This is a genomic window from Eubacterium oxidoreducens, assembly GCF_900104415.1.
In the GTDB taxonomy this organism is placed as follows: domain Bacteria; phylum Bacillota; class Clostridia; order Lachnospirales; family Lachnospiraceae; genus Eubacterium_C; species Eubacterium_C oxidoreducens.
This window is the reverse complement of sequence record NZ_FMXR01000011.1, coordinates 1-18,975: the sequence shown is the minus strand read 5'-3', so window position 1 is coordinate 18,975 and position 18,975 is coordinate 1. Positions and strand designations below refer to the sequence as shown.

Below are 18,975 nucleotides of genomic sequence, written 5' to 3'. Positions count from 1 at the left end.
TAAAACAAGCTACGAAAAAACAAAGCTCTTGTCTTATTCATCGTCAATCCCATAGATATCATCTATTTTTATCAACGAACCGTCCCGCATCACAATCCGGCGTTCATATAATTTTATTTTCTCTACCTCACCTGCGATCACCCGGTAATTGCCTCCCGGTTTTTTCTCATCTTCCTCAAATACCCGGATTTTGACCTTAGGATGCATCGACACTTGTTCCACCAGAAGATTAAGCCGCTTATTAATCTCTTCTTTCCTGTCTTCATCAAGCAGAACTCTTTCTTGTGTCAACCGCCCCGTCTCATTTACCGCATCTTCATATCCGCTCAACGCTGCAAATGGTGAAAACTGCGCAGCTCTTTCCTCCATTGTCATCTGCCGATGCTTCGTTGAAATCGGATGGGGTAGGTTTAAAATGTCACCATATTTTACTTCCACTTCTGTCTGCGCCTGTCTTAGCTCTTCAAGGGATGCACCTCTTTTTTTCTTATCTGCCATCTTATTAAGCTTTATGTCCTCCGATTTGATTGTTTCTTTCTTTCGTCATTGCTCCTTGTTCAAGATTAGTCCCCTTCAAGATTGCATTCTTACCGTATTTTTTTTGAATTTCCAAAATTGCCTTTTGTGCCTTTTTTTCTCTCTCAAAAAAACGTTTTTCTCGTTCATTTTTTTCTTCAAGCGCTTCATAATCCGTAAAGAAATCTAATTGTTCAAAGGAGTCTTGCACTGCATTTTCAGATTCCTTTATCACATGATTTGCTGTAATCGTTATTCTCCGCACAAGCAAATCCGGATTCACAATTTGCTCATATAGCTCCATTACCGCATCGATAATCAATTTTGTGGATGCTGTATACCTTGGAAGATTGATGCTTCCATGCGCCTGCTTTGGCACTTGTCTGCCATATCCATCTTCCGTAACTTCTCCTTTGTATCGTTTACGAATATCTTCGCGCTTAAGATTCTCCACATCATATCCAACGCTAAGAACCATTTGGTCTGTTACTAACTGTTTATCTACAAGTTCTAACACCAACAAGTCTGTCATTTCCCATGCGATTAGTTTCCCTTTTTCATATACATATGGTTCTTGCAGCACCTGTCCGGTACCTAGCGAATTATTCTTCGGCTTGTAGGCTTTTATTTCCTTTATCCTACACGGCTCATATCCCCATGCATGATCAATTAACAGCTGAGCATTTACTCCAAATAAATCATATAAAATATCTTCATTTTCCACCGAGCATCTTGCAACATCTCCCATTGTAAACATTCCATGACGCTCTAACTTCGTGGCGTACCCAGGTCCAACCCTCCAAAAATCCGTTAATGGTCGATGCGTCCATAATTGTTTTCGATAACTCATCTCATCAAGCTGTGCAATTCGCACTCCACGTTCATCTGCCGGGATATGCTTTGCCACGATATCCATTGCAATCTTTGCAAGATACAGATTTGTTCCTATCCCTGCCGTTGCCGTAATTCCGGTAAGCTCTAGCACCTCTTCTATCATTTTTCTTGCAAGTTCATGCGCCGTCATCTTATAGGTGTTTAAATACTCCGTCGCATCTATAAACACCTCGTCAACCGAATACACATGAATGTCCTCCGGTGCTATATAACGCAAATAAATCTTATAAATATCCGTGCTGTATTTCATATACAGAGCCATCTGCGGCGGTGCTGTTATATAAGATAATTTCACAGACGGATCTTTCGCTATTTCCTTAGCATCAAACGATTCTTTTGTAAATGTTTTTCCTCGCAATAAGCGCAGCCTTTCTGCATTCACCCTGCCTACCTTTTGTACCACTTCAAACAATCGGGCTCTTCCAGGAATTCCAAAAGCTTTTAAGGATGGTGTTACCGCCAAACAGATCGTCTTTTCCGTACGATTCGCATCCGCTACCACAAGATTTGTTGTCAGCGGATCAAGCCCCCGCTGTCTACACTCTACCGAGGCATAAAAAGATTTGAGATCTATGCAAATATATTGCCTTATCCGTCGCTTTTTCATCGGAAGCTCCCCCTTTCTACGCTTCATGCATCTATTTATCTATTTTTATGTTAATGCGATTTTCCCTCTTATGCAAGTGCTCCAGCCTCTTTTTACTTGCGATGTCTTTCTCTTTTTATACAATGCAACCATCAAAGCTTCCACAAAAAAAGAAGCGATCACTCGCTTCTTCTAAACTCTGATATTAATCCTTCTTTCAAGCCAGCTCAAGCGTCTTGATGTCTGAAAACAAAAGAACACGCCCATTAATCACCAATGATGTTTCCTTTACTTTCGTAACTTTACCATCGTATCTTCTTCCGAGCTGCGTACTGATCTTGCACTCATCGCGTAATCGAAAAGTGGTTGTAACATTGTTTTCATCACATGATTTTATTGCGCCATCTTCCAGGACATTAATACTCATCGTTCAGCTCCTTTCTTTTGTTTTCTCCCGTTCAAAATCTATTTAAAAGGATTATATCATATTTTTTATTATTTCGCGAATAAAAATTTGTTTTTTTTAATTTCTTCGTGTTTTTTACACGTTACATCAGTCTTACTTGTTTAATAGGAAATGCAGAGCAATTTCCTATGAAACAAAAAAAAACAGGCTATACAAGCCTGTCTTCAAAATGCAGGAGATGGGACTTGAACCCACACGATATTGCTACCACAGGCACCTGAAGCCTGCGCGTCTGCCAATTCCGCCACTCCTGCGAACAAAAGATATTCTACTAGTTTTAAATACAATAGTCAAGCCGATTTTATAAATTTATGATAGAATTTCTCTCAAACCATTGCTGCTGCCAAACTAAAATCTTATAATAAAATTATCATGTATGATTTAACAACAAAAAGCGTACCAAAAACTTTATTTTTCTTTGCCCTTCCTATTTTGATTGGCAACCTCTTCCAGCAATGCTACAACATCGCTGATAGTATTATTGTTGGCAATTTTCTCGGAACGCAGGCTCTTGCCGCTGTTGGTTTTTGTTTTCAATTCCACCTGATTTTGATTGCACTTTCGATGGGGCTTACACTTGGAATCAGCATTCTGATTTCACGCTTTTTTGGCGAAAAAACCACCTCGCATATTCGAAGCATGATCGATACCGGCTTTTTGTTTTCTCTTATACTTTCTATTTGCGTTACCATCATCGGAATATGCATTAGTCCCCTTTTAGTTCGCATCTTCTTTGTTCCATCCGATACCATTTCCATGTCCACAACCTATCTGCGCATTCTTTTTGCCGGAAGCGTCCCGATTTTCTTATACAATACGCTGACCAACATTCTACGCGGACTTGGTGATTCTAAGCGGCCGGTCTACTATCTTGCTTTTGCTTCTTTGCTGAATATTGCACTAGATCTGCTATTTGTAAAAGTCTTATCCCTTGGCATTGCCGGTGCTGCGATTGCAACACTTTTGTCACAGCTTTTTTGCTTTATTGGAGTATTACTTTCCATACAAAAAAATTATCCGGACTTTCACATCCGGATTAGACATCTCACATTAGACAGTGCTTTATTAAAAAACGCGCTCAAAATCGGTATTCCTTCTATGATTCAACAGCTTCTAAGAAGCATTGGCTTTCTTTCTTTGCAAGGCATGGTAAACAGTTTTGGGAGCAGTGTTATGGCCGCTTATACCGCAACACAAAAAATTGATTCCTTTGCCTTGTTACCAAATCTAAATCTCGGACAAGCTCTTTCTAACTTTACCGCACAAAATCGCGGAGCCAAGCAGCTCAAAAGAACTCGTCTAGGTTTTTTCTCAGGCCTTATTATGGGATGGTGCATTACCATTGCCATCAGTTGTATCGTAATCCCGCTTGCCCCACAAATCATGAGCTTTTTTTCCGCAAATGAAGATGTTATTGCAATCGGTGCCGGATATATCCGCATCGTCAGCACCTTCTACTTTGTCGAAACGGCAATGCAGATTTTAAATGGATTTTTACTTGGCTACGAAAAGCCATTTATGCCAATGATTTCCACCATCGTTTCCCTGCTTATTGTACAAGTTCCAATTGCTTTTTTTCTCTCCAAATACACGTTCTTTTCTTATACCGGAATCTGGATTGCGGCTCCATTCGGCTGGGGAAGCGGCGTTGCCATCAGACTATTTTATTTCGTCAAAACATTGCGCGAAAACAAACAATCCAATTAACCGGCGCCTCCTCATTCCGAGGCTACGACTATACCTGGCAGACTTTACCTCAATTGGCAAACGCCTTCTTTTTAGTTAAAAAATTGTGTCCAGTTCTTATCAAAAAAATCTAACACACTTTCTTCTTTTTCCTCTTCAAGGAGATGTTCCGCCTCATTTCTCCAGATATTATAGGAAGCATCGGATGGCATTCTAAGGTCACCTCTTGGAGACACCGCAACGCTACCAACCTTAGGACCATCCGGCAGGCAAGAACGCTTAAACTGTTGTGCAAAGAAGCGACGAATAAATGTCTGTAGCCATTTTGCAATTTCCTCTTTTTCATATTGTCCATCAAAAGCAATTCTTGCAAGGCGAAAGATTTTCTTTGGTGAATATCCGCATCTAAGCATCTGATACAAGAAGAAATCATGCAGTTCATATGGTCCGACAAGATCTTCGGTTTTTTGTGAAATCTTTCCATCTTCAGGCGGCAACAATTCCGGTGAAACCGGTGTGTCTAGCACATCTAGTAGCACGGTTTGCAGTTCTTTATCGTCCAACATCTCCGCATAATAAGAAACTAAATGTCGTACAAGTGTCTTTGGTACCGATGCATTAACTCCATACATCGACATATGATCGCCATTATAGGTCGCCCATCCAAGTGCCAGTTCCGACAAATCCCCGGTTCCTATCACCATACCGCCCTTTTGGTTGGCAATATCCATAAGCAGCAACGTCCTTTGACGTGCCTGTGCATTTTCATAAGTCACATCATGAATACTTTCGTCATGTCCAATGTCGTCAAAATGAACTCGAACCGCGTTCTTAATATTAATTTCCTGAAGCGTAGCTCCAAATCGTCTAATCAGTGTACAAGCATTGTCATAAGTGCGATCGGTTGTCCCAAACCCCGGCATGGTAACCGCAATGATATCCTTATGGTCTTTGCCAAGCAAATCAAATGCCTTTACCGTTACAAGGAATGCCAGCGTAGAATCAAGTCCTCCGCTAATCCCGATTACCGCTGTTTTCGCATTTGTATGCTCAATTCTTTTCTTTAGGCCATAGGATTGAATATTCAAAATTTCCTCGCATCGTTTTGTCCTAAGTTCTTCCTTTGATGGCACAAATGGTGCCGGATCAATAAATCTGCTAAGCGTAGTCTCGCACACATCCAATTGGAATGGAATACCCATATACCCTTCATGACAAACGGCAAATGTATTCATACGTCGTCTGTTTTCATTTAACAGCTGAACATCAAATTCTGAATAGACCGGCTCATTGGCAAATCGCTTTGACTCTGCCAAAATACGTCCATTTTCCGCAATAATATTATGGCCGCTGTAGACCACATCCTGCGTTGACTCTCCTTCGCCCGCGCTTGCATAGACATAGCCACAAATCAATCGTCCGGACTGTCCCTTTACAAGATCTAATCGATATCCATCTTTTCCTGTAATCTCATTACTTGCAGACAGGTTTACAATAATATTTGCTCCTGCCATCGCATGACGAATACTTGGCGGATTCGGCACCCACAAATCTTCACAAAGTTCAGCTGCAATCTTCACCTCCGGCATCTTGGCACATTGAAACAAAATATCCGTTCCCATCGGCACAACCAGCTCTTGTGTCAATCTTGCCGGCACAACATTTTTCGGCGCTGACGCAAAATATCTTCCTTCATAAAACTCATTATAAGTCGGAATATTCGTCTTAGGCACAAGTGCCATTACGGTTCCCTTGCTAAGCACAGCTGCGACATTATAAAGATTTCCATCAACCGCAACCGGCAATCCCACAAACACAAGCGCATCTACCACCTCGGTAAATTTGGCAATCTCCAAAAGTGCCTGAACAGACTCTTCTAGCAAAATCTGCTGAAGAAACAGATCCGAACAGGAATACCCGGTAATACATAGTTCCGGAAATACTATAATCTTGGCATTTTTAGAAGCCGCTTTTTTTATTTCTTCTATAATTACTTGTTTGTTATATTGTGGATCGGCAACTTTTACCTTTGGTGTTAAAGCAGCGACCTTTATAAATCCTTGTTTCAACGCTTTATTATCTCCTTTAATTCCTGAACAGAAAATGTATATGCCGTATTGCAAAAATGGCATTTTACTTCAATCGGTTCACCATCGTCAATCATTTCCTGTAAGTCATCCTTAGATAAGGATACCAATACCTTTTCCACTTTATCATGACTGCAATTGCAGACAAATCCGGTTGAAACTTTTTCTTCTATCTCCAGTCCCAAATCCCCAAGCAAAATTTCAAGAATCTGTTCCGGAGTATTTCCATTTTCCAGCAATTTTGTAACCGAAGTCACCTGCGATAATTTTTGCTCTAATTTATCAATCGTTTCCTCTTGTGTGTCCGGCATCAGCTGAATAATAAATCCACCTGCCTGTCTGACATGATTGGTCTTATCCATCAGCACGCCCAGACCTACCGATGAAGGCGTCTGTTCGGATACTGCAAAATAATAGGCAAGATCATCACCGATTTCTCCTGTCTGCAACTGCACACGTCCCGTATATGGCTCTTTTAATCCTAAATCACGAATCACTACCAGATAACCTTCTCCTAAAGCGCCGCCTACATCAAGCTTTCCATTTTTCGCCGGCACAATTACTCCCGGCACATCCACATAAGCCTTGACATCACCTTTCGGATTTGCACTGACCGTAACGCCTTTCATAGGTCCGATTCCTTTTGCATGAAGTGTAAGCAAATCATCCTGCCCCTTCATCATAATTCCCATCATGGCTCCCGCGCTCATAAGGCGTCCCATTGCAGCAGTTGCAACGGGACTTGTATTATGGCGTTTTCTCGCCTCTTCTACCATATTTTTTGAATAAATTGCAAAAGCTCGAATCTGATGATTCGCAGCCGTTGCTCTCACAATATAATCTTCCATCTATTTTCCTTTCTCATAAGCCAGCACATATATTCGCTGACTGTATTTTGTCACTTCTTTCATAGTATCTGCATCATAAGAAGCCGCATATACCATACCGGCTTTTTCAAGACATTCCTTCATGTTTTCCAACGTATAACCACGCTGCCTGTGATTTTCTTCATAACGCTCATAAAGCCCCTCATGCTCGCTTCCAATATAGAGTGTGAGATCATACTCATTAATCTGTGTATCGACATCATAATAGTTTTCCCAGATGAAACTACCCTCTTTTCGATTTTCACAGATTACTTCCTCTCCAATCTGTTCGTATTTATATACCGTATTAAAATCAAATACAAACAGCCCCTGCGGATCAAGGTAATTATTCACAAGCGAAAAGACTTTGACAAGTTCTTCTTCTTTCAATATGTAATTAATACTGTCGCAAATACATATAATTGCTCGAACCGTTCCATATAATTCAAATTCCCGCATATCCTGCTGCAGATATAATATATTGCTGCCTTCTTCTATCTGATGCTGCCTGGCCTCCCAGAGCATGTCTTGTGAAAGGTCGATTCCTATCATATCATAACCGGCCAACTCAAGCATCCGTGTCATCACACCGGTGCCACATCCAAGATCGACAACCAGACCTTCCTTAATTCCCGCTTCCTGCAAAAAGCCCAGCAGATTGTCACACCATGTTTCGTATGGAATATTATCCATAAACAAATCATACACTTGTGCAAATGCTTCATAACTTGCCATTTCTAGCACTCCTTCATGTGTTTTTTATAATACGGCGACTTCTCCGGTTGTTTCAAATATCTACTTTGCATCAGCATTCCAAAAACAGCAATGATAATGGTAATCATAAGAAACCAAAATATCACAACCGCAATCTTATGCATCACCTCTACATCTTCAAACAGAACCTGCACCACCTGATCTCGCATACCTTCCTCTGTCCAGCCCAAATCATCGATTACCGCCAGCTCCACCCGGCTGAGTCGACCGGTATGGATTCGAACCGTGGCTTTTAGCGTATAACTTTCAGCACTTTCTTTCATCTTGTCATACTCTGACTGACTGATTGTGAATATGATGTGCTTATCCTCAAACTCTCCTATATAATAATACGCAATAGTTTTTCCTAAGAGCTGCTCCTTATATCCCAAATAAGCAACATTCGAAACAGTCAATTCCACCTCATTCCCCGACTTTAATTGTTCGCACAAAGATTCATAATCCTCAACCGTTTTGGCTTTTCCATATGGTTGTAGCGATGTCACCACAATCACAATAACCATTAATACGATATAAACCAAGGGTGGTATCATCATTTTTTTATAATGTTTTTTTGTTTTATACAATAGCTCAAACATGAAAAAATTGTATCACAGTTTGCAATGAATCACAATTTTATACTCACATACTTTTCACATTGCTAACATTTTACATTCACATATAAGAATTATGATTTTCTTAACATAAAAATAATGTCCTATTATAACACGACACATATTTAGGAGGAATGAAAAAATGTCGCGAAGAATATTTACAAAGATTGGAAGTATTATAATCCAACTCTTTAAAACGAAAAGATTTAAGATTATCTTAGCAGTTGTAGTCGCTGCAATTGTAGTCAGCACAATCTTTTTGAGAACTTTCTCATCAAAAAATGCAATGGCTACCGAAGTACAGACGCTTTCTGCTGATGTTACCACAGGCACCGTCAGCACGACAATTGAAGGATCCGGCACGATCTCATCCACCGGCACAGTAGATGTCGAAGTTCCGGATAGTGTTACGGTCACAGAAATTCTTGTCAGCGAAGGCGATACCGTTGAAGAAGGACAAAAACTTGCGACTGTTGACGAATCCTCTGTCATCAGTGCTTTACTAGAAGTCAACGAACTGATTGATGACCTCGAAGACGAAATGGACGATTTAGAAGATGATGATGACTTTTCCGACACAAGTTCTGATGTTTATCTTCAGTATCTTGTGTATGAAAATGATTTATCTGACCTTGAAACTCTGCAAAAACAGCTGAAAAAAATTCGTAAAAAAGGCGCAATCTATGCTACAAGTGCCGGCGTAATCGATACCATAAATATTTCTACTGATTCTGATTCCTCAAGTGAATCATCAGAAGGAACAGGTGAAACAGCAACGAATACCGCAAGTACATCCGATAGTGCAAGTGTGATTACTCTTTCTACCGCAGTTTCTACAACATCTGCACAAACAACAAGTAATAACTCAGTCACAACAATTTCAGATGATGACATCAATTCCATCTCCGTGACAGCTCCTACTACAGGTGCCACACCACAATCATCCATCAGTGAAACAGATGCTTATACCGCAACTATTTCATGGGATTGTAGCGGAGCCTTCCAGGCCGGAACTGTTTATACCGCAACTATCACCTTAACAGCAAAAGACGGTTACGCGTTTACCGATGCGGATGAATATGCTGTCACCATCGCCGGTGCAACGATTTCCTCTGATACACCTAAGATTATTGGAACAGCCGACACAGAAGGAAATAAATTAAGAATTAAAGCAGTCTTTTCTGCTACAGAAAGTTCTAGTTCTTCTTCCTCTAACAGTTCTGCTTCTAGCTCTTCCAACCAATCAAGCAGCCAATCAAGCAGCACTAGTGGATCTGTTTCCAGCCAAAGCTCTACAGCTTCAAGCTCAGGCGGTTCTACATCAGCAGGCGGAAGTTCTTCTTCCTCATCAGGATCATCAAGTAGTTCTTCCTCTTCAAGTTCTAGTTCGAGTGACAGTTCTGATGAGTATACAGTTTCTACAACTTCCTCATTTACAATTGCTTCTTCTGACGAAGTAACAATCTCAGTGGATGTTGACGAATTAGATATTAATTCCGTAGAAGAAGGCCAGACTGCAACCATCACGTTGGATGCGTTAGAAGATGAAGAATTCTCAGGAACCATTACCTCTGTTTCTCATTCCGCATCTTCAAGCAGCGAGGGAAATGCTAAATATACCTGTGAAATCACCGTGGATCGTGCAGACGGAATGCTTGCCGGCATGAGTGCTTCTGCCACAATTAACATCGAAGAAGCTGCCGACGTTCTTACCATTCCGGTCAGCGCACTTCAAGAAGACCAGGATGGAACATACGTATATACAGAGGTGGATGATGAAGGCAATTTATCCGGAAAGACAGAAGTTACTACCGGTCTTTCTGACGGAAGCAATGTAGAGATTCAAAGCGGACTTGAAGAAGGCGATACCGTATATTATACCGAAGCTTCTACTTCTGATTCCGAAGAATCCAGCGAGAAGACCATGGGCGGCATGGGCGGCATGGGCCAAAACAGCGGTGATATGCCTAGCATGGATTCAAGCGGCGGCGGTAAAATGGGCGGTAACAGCGGAGGAGGTGCTCCGAGTGGAAACTAAAGATATCATTCGTCTTGACGATGTTTCAAAAGTTTATACCATCGGTGACACTGAAGTTCGCGCACTTGACCATGCCAGCCTTTGTATCAAAGAAGGTGAATTTGTAAGTATCATAGGACCATCCGGTAGTGGTAAATCCACCATGATGAACATTATCGGTTGCCTCGATATTGCCGATGAAGGACATTACTACCTGAACGGACAGCCAATTGAATCCTATTCTGAAAACGACCTTGCTCGTATTCGAAATAAACAGATTGGATTTATCTTTCAAAATTTTAATTTGATTGGGAATCTGACTGCAGAAGAAAATGTGGAATTACCTTTGATTTACCAAAAAGTTCCAAAAGCGCAAAGACAGGCTCTCGTGGATCAGGCATTGGTTCGCGTTCAACTTGGAAAACGTAAAGACCACAAACCAACCGAGTTATCCGGTGGTCAGCAGCAACGTGTTGCAATTGCACGAGCCATTGCAACAAAGCCATCCTTGTTTCTTGCCGATGAACCAACCGGTAATCTGGATTCTGCCACCGGCGAAGAAATCATGAAGCTCTTTCACGAGCTTCATGACGCCGGTCATACAATTGTATTAATTACTCATGACGAAGAAGTTGCTGTTCAAGCATCTCGTATTATTCGTATCAAAGACGGTCACGTAAAGGAGGTTTCTCGATGATTATTCAGTCTTTTAAGATGGCTTTAAAAGCAGTTCTTTCCAATAAGATGCGTTCTTTTTTGACCATGCTTGGAATTATCATCGGTGTCATGTCACTGGTTGTATTGGTTTCTATGGCAAGCGGAACAACCGACTCGGTATCTAACCAGATTTCCAGTATGGGAACTGACATGCTTTCCGTTTCCATCTCAGATGATGATGGCAATCCTTTAAAGCTTGCTGATTTAGAAGAAATCGAAGCCAATGAAAATATCTCCGGGATAGCAGCTGTCACCCAGACCTCGCTTACTGCCGAAAACGATTCCACCAGTGAAACCGTTAACGTCTATGGTACCACAGCTGATTACGATGACATCATGGATGTGACGCTTTCTACCGGCCGTTTTATAAAAACAGTTGATGTGGAAAATCATTCCAACATTATTATTATCAGTCAGGATGTCGCAACCGATATTATCGGTTACGCAAACTGCCTTGGTGAAACCATCAGTTTAAATGGTTACACTTATACTATTGTTGGAATCTTAGAAGAAGACGATTCCTCTTCGTCATCTTCTTCCACTTATGAAGCCTATATTCCATACACCACCTTAATTCGTACTTCCGACAGCGTATCAACTGATATTTCAAGCTTTGTTGTATCTGCTGCGGATGAAGATTCTATGGATGCTGCAGAAGCTTATCTGGATTCTTATCTGCTAGAACGTTTTGGCGATTCCGATTATTATTCTGTAACCTCTTCAACAGAAATTGCGGAAACCATGGAAAGTGTCACAGGTATGCTGACGTTGCTTCTTGGTGGTATTGCCGGCATCTCACTTTTGGTCGGCGGTATCGGAATCATGAACATCATGTTGGTATCCGTTACCGAACGTACCAGAGAGATTGGTATCCGAAAAGCAATTGGAGCCTGCAAAGGTGTCATCATGCTTCAATTCTTAATTGAATCACTTGTTGTAAGTCTTGTGGGTTGCGCAATCGGAATCGGACTTTCTTGGATTACCTTAAAGATTGCAGCCATATTTGCCAGTGATTACGATTTGAATTTTACCTTATCCATGGGAGTTGTCTGGATTGCCATCCTCTTCTCTCTCGCCATTGGTATTATCTTCGGATTGTATCCTGCCCATAAAGCATCAAAGAAAAATCCAATCGAAGCATTGCGCTATATTGGTTAAAAAAAAGGATGTTGCACCAGATTTTGATATCAATCATCTAGTGCAACATCCTTATTTGCTCTCTACTCACCTAGGTTATACGATTAATTTCACATAACTTCCATCTGACCGATCTTTTGTTACCACAATCTGATGATCGATTTTCGATTTTAAATCTGTCACATGAGAAATGATTCCAACCAGCTTATTGCCTTCTGTAAGTCCCATAAGTGCTTCATATGCGCGCGGCAGAGTCTTATCGGTATCTAAGGAACCAAAGCCCTCATCTACAAACATTGTATCGAGCTCAATTCCACCAACTGATGCTGTTACTTCATCGGATAATCCAAGTGCCAACGAAAGTGATGCCATAAACTGCTCTCCACCGGATAACGACTTCACACTTCTTTGTGAACCGTTATAATAATCCTTAACAGATAATTCAAGACCTGTCTGACTTTTGTTATTTAGCGATTCTTTTTCTCTTATCAGTTCATACTGCCCATCTGTCATCTTAAGAAGACGCAGATTAGCTCTTTGAATAATTCTTTCAAAATATGTCCCTTGAATATAAGTTTCCAGCATAATCTTTGCTTTTTTCGATAACATACCATTAGCTGTATCCGACAAAGTAGAAACCCAGGCAAATTTCTTTTCAAGTTCTGCAATCTTTTTAGCTGTCTGTTCAATATCCCGATGTCCGCGTTCATTGGCATCCAAACGACTTTGCACCTTGGTAATCTCTTCTGTCTGCATTCTTTTTTCTTCCTGAATCTGACTGTGTGCAAGTTCTAAGTTCTTTATATCAAAGGTTTTGGCATGTTTTAGCGTCATCTGGCAATTTTCCATACTTCCGGTTAATTTAAAGATCTGCTCGGATATCTCTTGCACCGCTTTAGACGCCTGCTCATATTCTTTTTGTATAAGCTGTGCCCGGTTTTGTAGCTTTTGAATTTCTGCAGCAGCCTCCAAGCCACCTGAGAACGTCAATTTTTCCTTAATCGTTGCTTGTTGATTTTCTGCAGATTCTATCCGCGTCTTTTGCTGTGTTATGGTATCTTGCAGTGCTACAACTTCACGCTTTAGCTGCTCCCTTTCTTGTTCAAGATTCGGAATCAAAGCGCTTATCTCATCCCTTCGTTGTATTCTGATAAGCTCCTGCTCACACTTTTTTTTCGCTAATTCGCCCGCCGTCTTTTCCTCTTTGAGCTTAGCATCGATGATTTCTTCTAGATGCTCTTCTTGCTCGTCCACCGATACTTTTTTGGCAGCTTCACAAATCTGTTGTTGCATAGCTTGTACCAACATACTTTGTTCTCCGGCTTTTGTACTGGTCTCATCTGCCTTCTTGCGCATTTCCTCCGCTGCAGCTTTACATTTCTTTAGTTCCTCCTGTGTTGGAACAACCTGTGTAAGCTGTGCCAGATGAGGATGTGACACAGACCCACACACCGGACAAGGACTTCCTTCTTGCAAGGTCGCCGCCAATATGCCGGCCTGTCCATCTCGATAAGCCTGTTCCATTTGCTCACATTCTTCTCTAATACTCCGGTATTGCTCTCTGACGATTCGGTATGCTTCTTGTGCTTGTTCATATACTTGTCGCTGCTGCTTTAAGCTTTTTATTTTCTCTTTGATTTCCTCAAGATTTTCTACCATCATCCGTACACGGTCTTGCTCACGTTCCAGTTTTGCTTTATTCTCTCCTGCATTTTGCAATTGGTTTAATTCGTCTTTATATGCGGCGCAGCATTTTTCTTTTTTTTCTGCCTCAGCATTCATCCTTTCTATATCCAATTTTGCTTTTTTTAGTTCCCTCTTCCACACATCAAGGCTTTTTTCAATCTGTTCATATGTCTCATATTCCGGTAATTGTGTCTGTATCTGCGCTATTTTTTGATTGCACACTTCCTTTTCTTTCAGGTTATTCTCTGCCTTTTCAAGGGCTTCTTTTTTTTGTTTTTCAATTGGATGCAGCTTTAACAGACGCTCTTTTGTCTCACTTAACAATTGCTTTGTCTTTTCTATTTCCCGTGCCGCGCCAAGGTCCTCATTGATCTGATTAAACTTTTTATCTGTTTTTTTGATTACTTCTTCTAATTGATCTTTTCTTGCCAGATCTTTTTCTAATAATTGCTCGACTACTTCTAACACATCTTCCGTCAAAAGCTCGCCGTTTATGGCTTTATCCACTTCAATTCCAAGAACATCATCCGCCTCGCATTGAATCCCCCTGATATATTGTCCAACACTCTTTTGCGCATCCTTACATGCCTGCTCACAAACACTTTTTTCTTCTTTTAAAAGTTTTTGCAAACGATCATACTTTTCTGTATGAAACAGGTTTCGAAAGATTGTATGACGTTCTTTGGTATCTGCAAGAAGCAATTTCATAAAATCCCCTTGCGCTAACATAGAAATCTGCAAGAACTGTTCTTTTGTCACTCCCAAAAGTTCTACCACTGCACCGGTCACTTCCGAATAACCGGTAATAAACGTCCCATCCTCTCTTTCCAAATCTGCATCTGCTTTTTGTTTGGTAAATCCGTCCCCCCTCTGCTTCTTTCTCATATATTCCGGATTACGATGAATGGTATATTCTTTTCCTTTATGTAAAAACCTAAGCATAACTTCTGTGGGCATATCTGCTTTCGCATATTTAGAACACAGCATTCCCGAATCTCGATTCGTTCCACTGGCCGATCCAAACAATGCAAAACAAATAGCATCAAATATGGTCGTTTTACCGGCGCCCGTCTCCCCGGTTATCAGATAAAGACCATGTTCTCCAAGCTTGTCCATCTCAATCTGTTCTTTTCCCGCATATGGTCCAAATGCCGATATTTCAAGATACAATGGTCTCATTCCTACACTTCCTTTCCAAGTTTTTCGATTAATTCTCTCGCTAGTTCTCGTTGCTTATCACTCATCGGAATATTGTTTTGCATTGCAAAAAATTCTTCAAACAATTCGAGCTCACTTTTATGCTCCACATCAACAGTATCTTTCATAATTTTGTTTTCTCTCGTCCGGTTGTTATCATACGTCAATTTCATAATATTCGGATAAATCACGCGTAATTTTGCCAACGCATTCGGTACCTCATCCTCATCTGTCAATATGGCATGAATATAGTCCTGCGTTGAGGTACCTTCATAATTTTCCTTCATCATGAGCTGTTCAAATGTCCCTTTTATTTCACGCATATCATGTTTTGGAGACAGTAAGATTTCATCAATCTTTGGTTCTTTCCCCGGTATGATTTCAACTAAAGTAACGGATTTTTTATGATTCACTTCCGAAAAAGAATACTTTAGCGGAGTTCCGCAATAGCGGATTGAGGCGCGTCCTACCTGCTGTGGACCATGAATATGTCCAAGTGCCACATAATCAAATGGTTCAAATACAGATGCATCTATATTATCAATTCCTCCTACGCTGATTTCCTCCGACTCTGAACGCCAAGCTCCGGTAACAAATTGGTGAGCCACTAAAACATTACAAGCATGCTCATCCACCTGCATCATTTCAATCGCAAGTCGGCAGGCATCAGTATAATCCTTAATTTCTTCTGCTCTTTCAGGAAACAGATGGCGCATCACAATTGGTTTAATAAATGGTAATAAATACAAGTTAATCGGAGCATCTTTTTCTCCTAAGGTAAAGCATTGCGCATTTCCATCATAAGCAGGCGCTATATAAATATTGGATTCTTTTATCAATTCGGATGCAAAAGAAAGTTTCACCGCCGAATCATGATTTCCGCTGATTATATAAGTTGCAATCCGGTTTTGTGCAAGCCTTGTCAGAAAATAATCAAATAATTTAACCGCATCCTCCCCGGGAGTTGGCTTATCATAAACATCTCCGGCAATCAATACGGCGTCCGCTTTTTGTTCTTTTACGATATTCAAAATCTCGATGAGTATATATTTTTGTTCTTCAAGCATAGAAAACTCATTCCCTCTTTTTCCTATATGCAAGTCTGACAAATGAATAAAACGCATGTGTGCTCCTTTCTGCAAAACTCATTGCAACAGATTTTCTCAAATCACAATGATTTCGTTGCGCTAAATTTTTCAATCAAAGGGGTATTTTTCTTTGTCTGAGTTAAATTGTACCCTATTTTCATCCCGATAATCCGTATTATTTCAAAAAGAAGAGGACATTTGTAACGACCTTGCAAGCGTTAGATTTTAGTCTAACTTTTGAGGGGTCTCTTCCAATTGTCCTCTTCTTCTAATTTTTTTTATTATTTCCAAATACATAATCAACCGCTTTTATATACTCCCTATAAGCGCTCGTCTCGGCAAATTCCGACAATGCATCTCCAATCGACCGGTAATACCATTCCTGTCGTGCGATATCCCGCTGATTAAAGACCTCCCACATCGCGTCGCCTTTTTGTTCATAGCTTTTTACCGATTGCCTGATATTCGACAATTTATCTGCCAAACAGATGATTTTCTCTTCCTTTGTCGCTTCTTTTAAATGATCAATGGTTGCCTGTTTTCGAAGATTCCATGACTGCGAGGCACTCATATGGCGCATCTTATCTTCACTTTCACTTGCAACCAACTGCGCCACTCTCTTTCCAAAGCGTTTTTCAATATCTGCAATTGTATATTCCGTATCTTCGACTACATCATGAAGAAATGCAGCAACGATAACATCCTCATCTTCTGTAAGTGACATTGTAATTAATCCGGTTTCAATCGGATGTGCTGCATATGGAATTTTCGTCCCCTTACGATAATCCCCTTCATGTGCCATAATGGCAAATGTTGTCGCTTGTGCCAATTTTTTCGTATCCATGAATCTCACATTCTTCCCTATTTTAACTCCACTCTTACTAAATTCTCACAAATGGTTTTCCTGCATTCTTATCTATCATTATACATATTTGTATCCTTATTTCGCAAGTAACGCGCCTTCAAATTTATGTTCCCTCATAAAAATATCATATTTTTTTCACATTCTCTATAGATGATATACACATTCCTTTCGCATAATAGAATCGTGGAATAAGACTATAGTAGTGAAGGAGTATTTAACTTATGAGTACAAACAAAAACAATTTATCAATGCATGAATTTTACGAACATCTTTCCAAAAAGAATCGCGCTAAGGTTCTTCAATTTTTACAAGATGGCATCTTAAAAGATGTGCAAGAGAACGATTTAATCAGCATATACAAGGACCTTTTGCTCCTTCGCGATCACGATATCATCGATTATTTAACAAAAGAGGTTTCGCCTCTTCCGACGGAAATTTTCAGTGTCGATTATAACAACATTAACAACCGTAGATTTGTTTTTGAAGTTCTTGATAAGCATTCAAAGAATCTTGATTTGTCAACGGATGAAAGTTGCTGTGCATTATTTGAAATTGCCTGCCAGGTAGAATGTTTTTCCATCATCACTTCCATGATTTCCAAAAGCCAGGCAAAAGACAATTACAAAAAACTGGTAATCGGATCTTATAAAATGTTGCAACTAACTAAAAAGATCAAAAAAGAAGACTTAACAGATGATATGATTGTATCTTTCTTTGTTGAAGCTGCTCTAAGCCGCGATGGTATGCAAAGAATCGAAGCTCTTCGATTGATGAATTATGATATCCATACGCTTACAAAAGACGGAAAAGACGTCTGCGGCGTTCTCGAAGAAACCATTTCGACTATACGCTATCCGAAAAATAAAAGCGGCGCTTTAAAACAGCGCCAGGATCTTAATATGATTACCTATATCAAGAATATAGACAATCATGATGCCTCTGATAAAGAGGAAGTGGTTCTTGGAAAGGCCGGCAAATTAGCCATTTTAATTGTCATTATTGCAGTCATTATCTTCGGCATTTTTGCCATAAAAGCAACAACGTCCGATTCTTCCTCATCCACAGTTACAGCAGATACTACCATAAGTACAACTGAATAAATACACAAATTAAGAACCCGGCCGATTGTTTCTATCCCTTCGACCGGGTTCTTAATGAATTTCCAGTAATTTCATTGTCTACACCTATGCCTTTCTTAGATTATGATGGTATTACTTAATTGTTCTTTGGACCGTACCTCCATTTCTTTAAAATTTTGTTCTAAGGCTTCTCCTTAATTGATAGTTTCATCTATGATAAACTCTTCCTAAAGAGATTTCCTAAGGTTCAGTATACTATCCCATCGGACCGTACCTCCTGTTCATTAGTCTGTCTATATCTTTTTCTTGACTATATAATAATTCTTTTTTCGCTTTTTGTCAACTCTTATAGATAATTTACTTTGCATTTTTATATATTCAGAATATTCTGTCACTTCCTTCTTATCTATGAATCGAGTAGGAGGGAGTGACTAGCTCCCGTCCTCTCATAACACCGTACGTACCGTTCGGTATACGGCGTTTTCAATAGTTGACGTGCACAGACTGATAGGCTGTGGCTAAATCATAGAAGCCACTGTTTATCAGTCTATCTTTTGTCATCGCCATGTTGACTGCGACTGTATGTGTGGTAAACCAATATCCACGCCGACTGTTGCCAGCCATATGTGCCAAGTCCTTAGGCACACCCATCTTAATCAGATTTCGCACCTTTGTCTTGGGCTTCTTCCATTGTTTCCATATACACATACGTATTCTGTGA

General features: G+C 40.3%; 15 protein-coding genes, 1 tRNA gene and 1 pseudogene. 5 read left to right on the top strand and 12 right to left on the bottom strand.

Annotated features, from left to right (window positions below; all coding sequences use genetic code 11):
• Positions 1-33: 33 nt before the first annotated feature.
• From BLS20_RS07845 to BLS20_RS07830, 4 genes are all read right to left on the bottom strand, one after another.
• Positions 34-498: a YolD-like family protein gene (locus BLS20_RS07845; protein ID WP_207645155.1), complete on the bottom strand. Its 465-nt coding sequence runs from the start codon at positions 496-498 to the stop codon at positions 34-36.
• A gap of 4 nt (positions 499-502) precedes the next feature.
• Complete coding sequence (locus BLS20_RS07840; RefSeq protein ID WP_090173823.1) at positions 503-2,017, bottom strand: Y-family DNA polymerase; 1,515 nt, start codon at positions 2,015-2,017, stop codon at positions 503-505.
• Between the two features lie 196 nt (positions 2,018-2,213).
• Positions 2,214-2,423, bottom strand: a complete 210-nt coding sequence (locus tag BLS20_RS07835) for a hypothetical protein (protein WP_090173822.1) — start codon at positions 2,421-2,423, stop codon at positions 2,214-2,216.
• A gap of 209 nt (positions 2,424-2,632) precedes the next feature.
• A tRNA-Leu gene (locus BLS20_RS07830) sits at positions 2,633-2,716 on the bottom strand.
• A 118-nt stretch (positions 2,717-2,834) separates the two neighbouring features.
• Between BLS20_RS07830 and BLS20_RS07825 the strand changes: the two genes are divergently transcribed.
• The gene (locus BLS20_RS07825) at positions 2,835-4,169 is read left to right on the top strand and encodes an MATE family efflux transporter (protein ID WP_090173821.1); all 1,335 of its coding nucleotides are present in this window, start codon (positions 2,835-2,837) and stop codon (positions 4,167-4,169) included.
• A 71-nt stretch (positions 4,170-4,240) separates the two neighbouring features.
• Here the strand turns inward: BLS20_RS07825 and BLS20_RS07820 are convergent, their stop codons facing one another.
• The 4 genes from BLS20_RS07820 to BLS20_RS07805 are packed head-to-tail and all read right to left on the bottom strand — an operon-like array spanning position 4,241 to position 8,411.
• The gene (locus tag BLS20_RS07820; RefSeq protein ID WP_090173820.1) at positions 4,241-6,217 is read right to left on the bottom strand and encodes an NAD(+) synthase; all 1,977 of its coding nucleotides are present in this window, start codon (positions 6,215-6,217) and stop codon (positions 4,241-4,243) included.
• Positions 6,214-7,083, bottom strand: coding sequence for an Hsp33 family molecular chaperone HslO (gene hslO, locus BLS20_RS07815; RefSeq protein ID WP_090173819.1), 870 nt, complete (start codon positions 7,081-7,083; stop codon positions 6,214-6,216). The genes BLS20_RS07820 and hslO overlap by 4 nt, the downstream gene beginning before the upstream one ends.
• Positions 7,084-7,836, bottom strand: coding sequence for a class I SAM-dependent DNA methyltransferase (locus BLS20_RS07810; RefSeq protein ID WP_090173818.1), 753 nt, complete (start codon positions 7,834-7,836; stop codon positions 7,084-7,086). It abuts the gene before it with no gap.
• Between the two features lie 2 nt (positions 7,837-7,838).
• Positions 7,839-8,411: a hypothetical protein gene (locus tag BLS20_RS07805; RefSeq protein WP_176762338.1), complete on the bottom strand. Its 573-nt coding sequence runs from the start codon at positions 8,409-8,411 to the stop codon at positions 7,839-7,841.
• Positions 8,412-8,610: 199 nt separating this feature from the next.
• On the opposite strand from BLS20_RS07805, the gene BLS20_RS07800 reads away from it, so the two are divergent.
• Genes BLS20_RS07800 through BLS20_RS07790 form a run of 3 tightly spaced genes read left to right on the top strand, consistent with a single transcriptional unit; the run spans position 8,611 to position 12,360 of the window.
• The gene (locus tag BLS20_RS07800) at positions 8,611-10,506 is read left to right on the top strand and encodes a permuted SH3 domain-containing protein (protein WP_090173816.1); all 1,896 of its coding nucleotides are present in this window, start codon (positions 8,611-8,613) and stop codon (positions 10,504-10,506) included.
• Entirely contained in the window at positions 10,496-11,182 is a 687-nt protein-coding gene (locus BLS20_RS07795) for an ABC transporter ATP-binding protein (protein WP_278286160.1), read from the top strand. The genes BLS20_RS07800 and BLS20_RS07795 overlap by 11 nt, the downstream gene beginning before the upstream one ends.
• On the top strand, positions 11,179-12,360 hold the full coding sequence (locus tag BLS20_RS07790) for an ABC transporter permease (RefSeq protein WP_090173815.1): 1,182 nt from the start codon (positions 11,179-11,181) through the stop codon (positions 12,358-12,360). Before BLS20_RS07795 ends, BLS20_RS07790 begins: the two co-directional genes overlap by 4 nt.
• Before the next feature lie 75 nt (positions 12,361-12,435).
• On the opposite strand, the gene BLS20_RS07785 is transcribed toward BLS20_RS07790, so the two are convergent.
• From BLS20_RS07785 to BLS20_RS07775, 3 genes are all read right to left on the bottom strand, one after another.
• Positions 12,436-15,204: an AAA family ATPase gene (locus BLS20_RS07785; protein WP_090173814.1), complete on the bottom strand. Its 2,769-nt coding sequence runs from the start codon at positions 15,202-15,204 to the stop codon at positions 12,436-12,438.
• A gap of 2 nt (positions 15,205-15,206) precedes the next feature.
• Positions 15,207-16,346 carry an exonuclease SbcCD subunit D gene (locus tag BLS20_RS07780; protein WP_090173813.1) on the bottom strand — a complete coding sequence of 380 codons (1,140 nt, stop codon included), beginning with the start codon at positions 16,344-16,346 and terminating at the stop codon, positions 15,207-15,209.
• 232 nt (positions 16,347-16,578) lie between these two features.
• Complete coding sequence (locus tag BLS20_RS07775) at positions 16,579-17,154, bottom strand: HD domain-containing protein (protein WP_090173812.1); 576 nt, start codon at positions 17,152-17,154, stop codon at positions 16,579-16,581.
• Between the two features lie 242 nt (positions 17,155-17,396).
• Between BLS20_RS07775 and BLS20_RS07770 the strand changes: the two genes are divergently transcribed.
• Entirely contained in the window at positions 17,397-18,275 is an 879-nt protein-coding gene (locus tag BLS20_RS07770; RefSeq protein WP_090173811.1) for a hypothetical protein, read from the top strand.
• A 462-nt stretch (positions 18,276-18,737) separates the two neighbouring features.
• On the opposite strand, the pseudogene BLS20_RS07765 reads toward BLS20_RS07770, so the two are convergent.
• A pseudogene (locus BLS20_RS07765) lies at positions 18,738-18,975 on the bottom strand (group II intron reverse transcriptase/maturase); the annotation flags it as partial.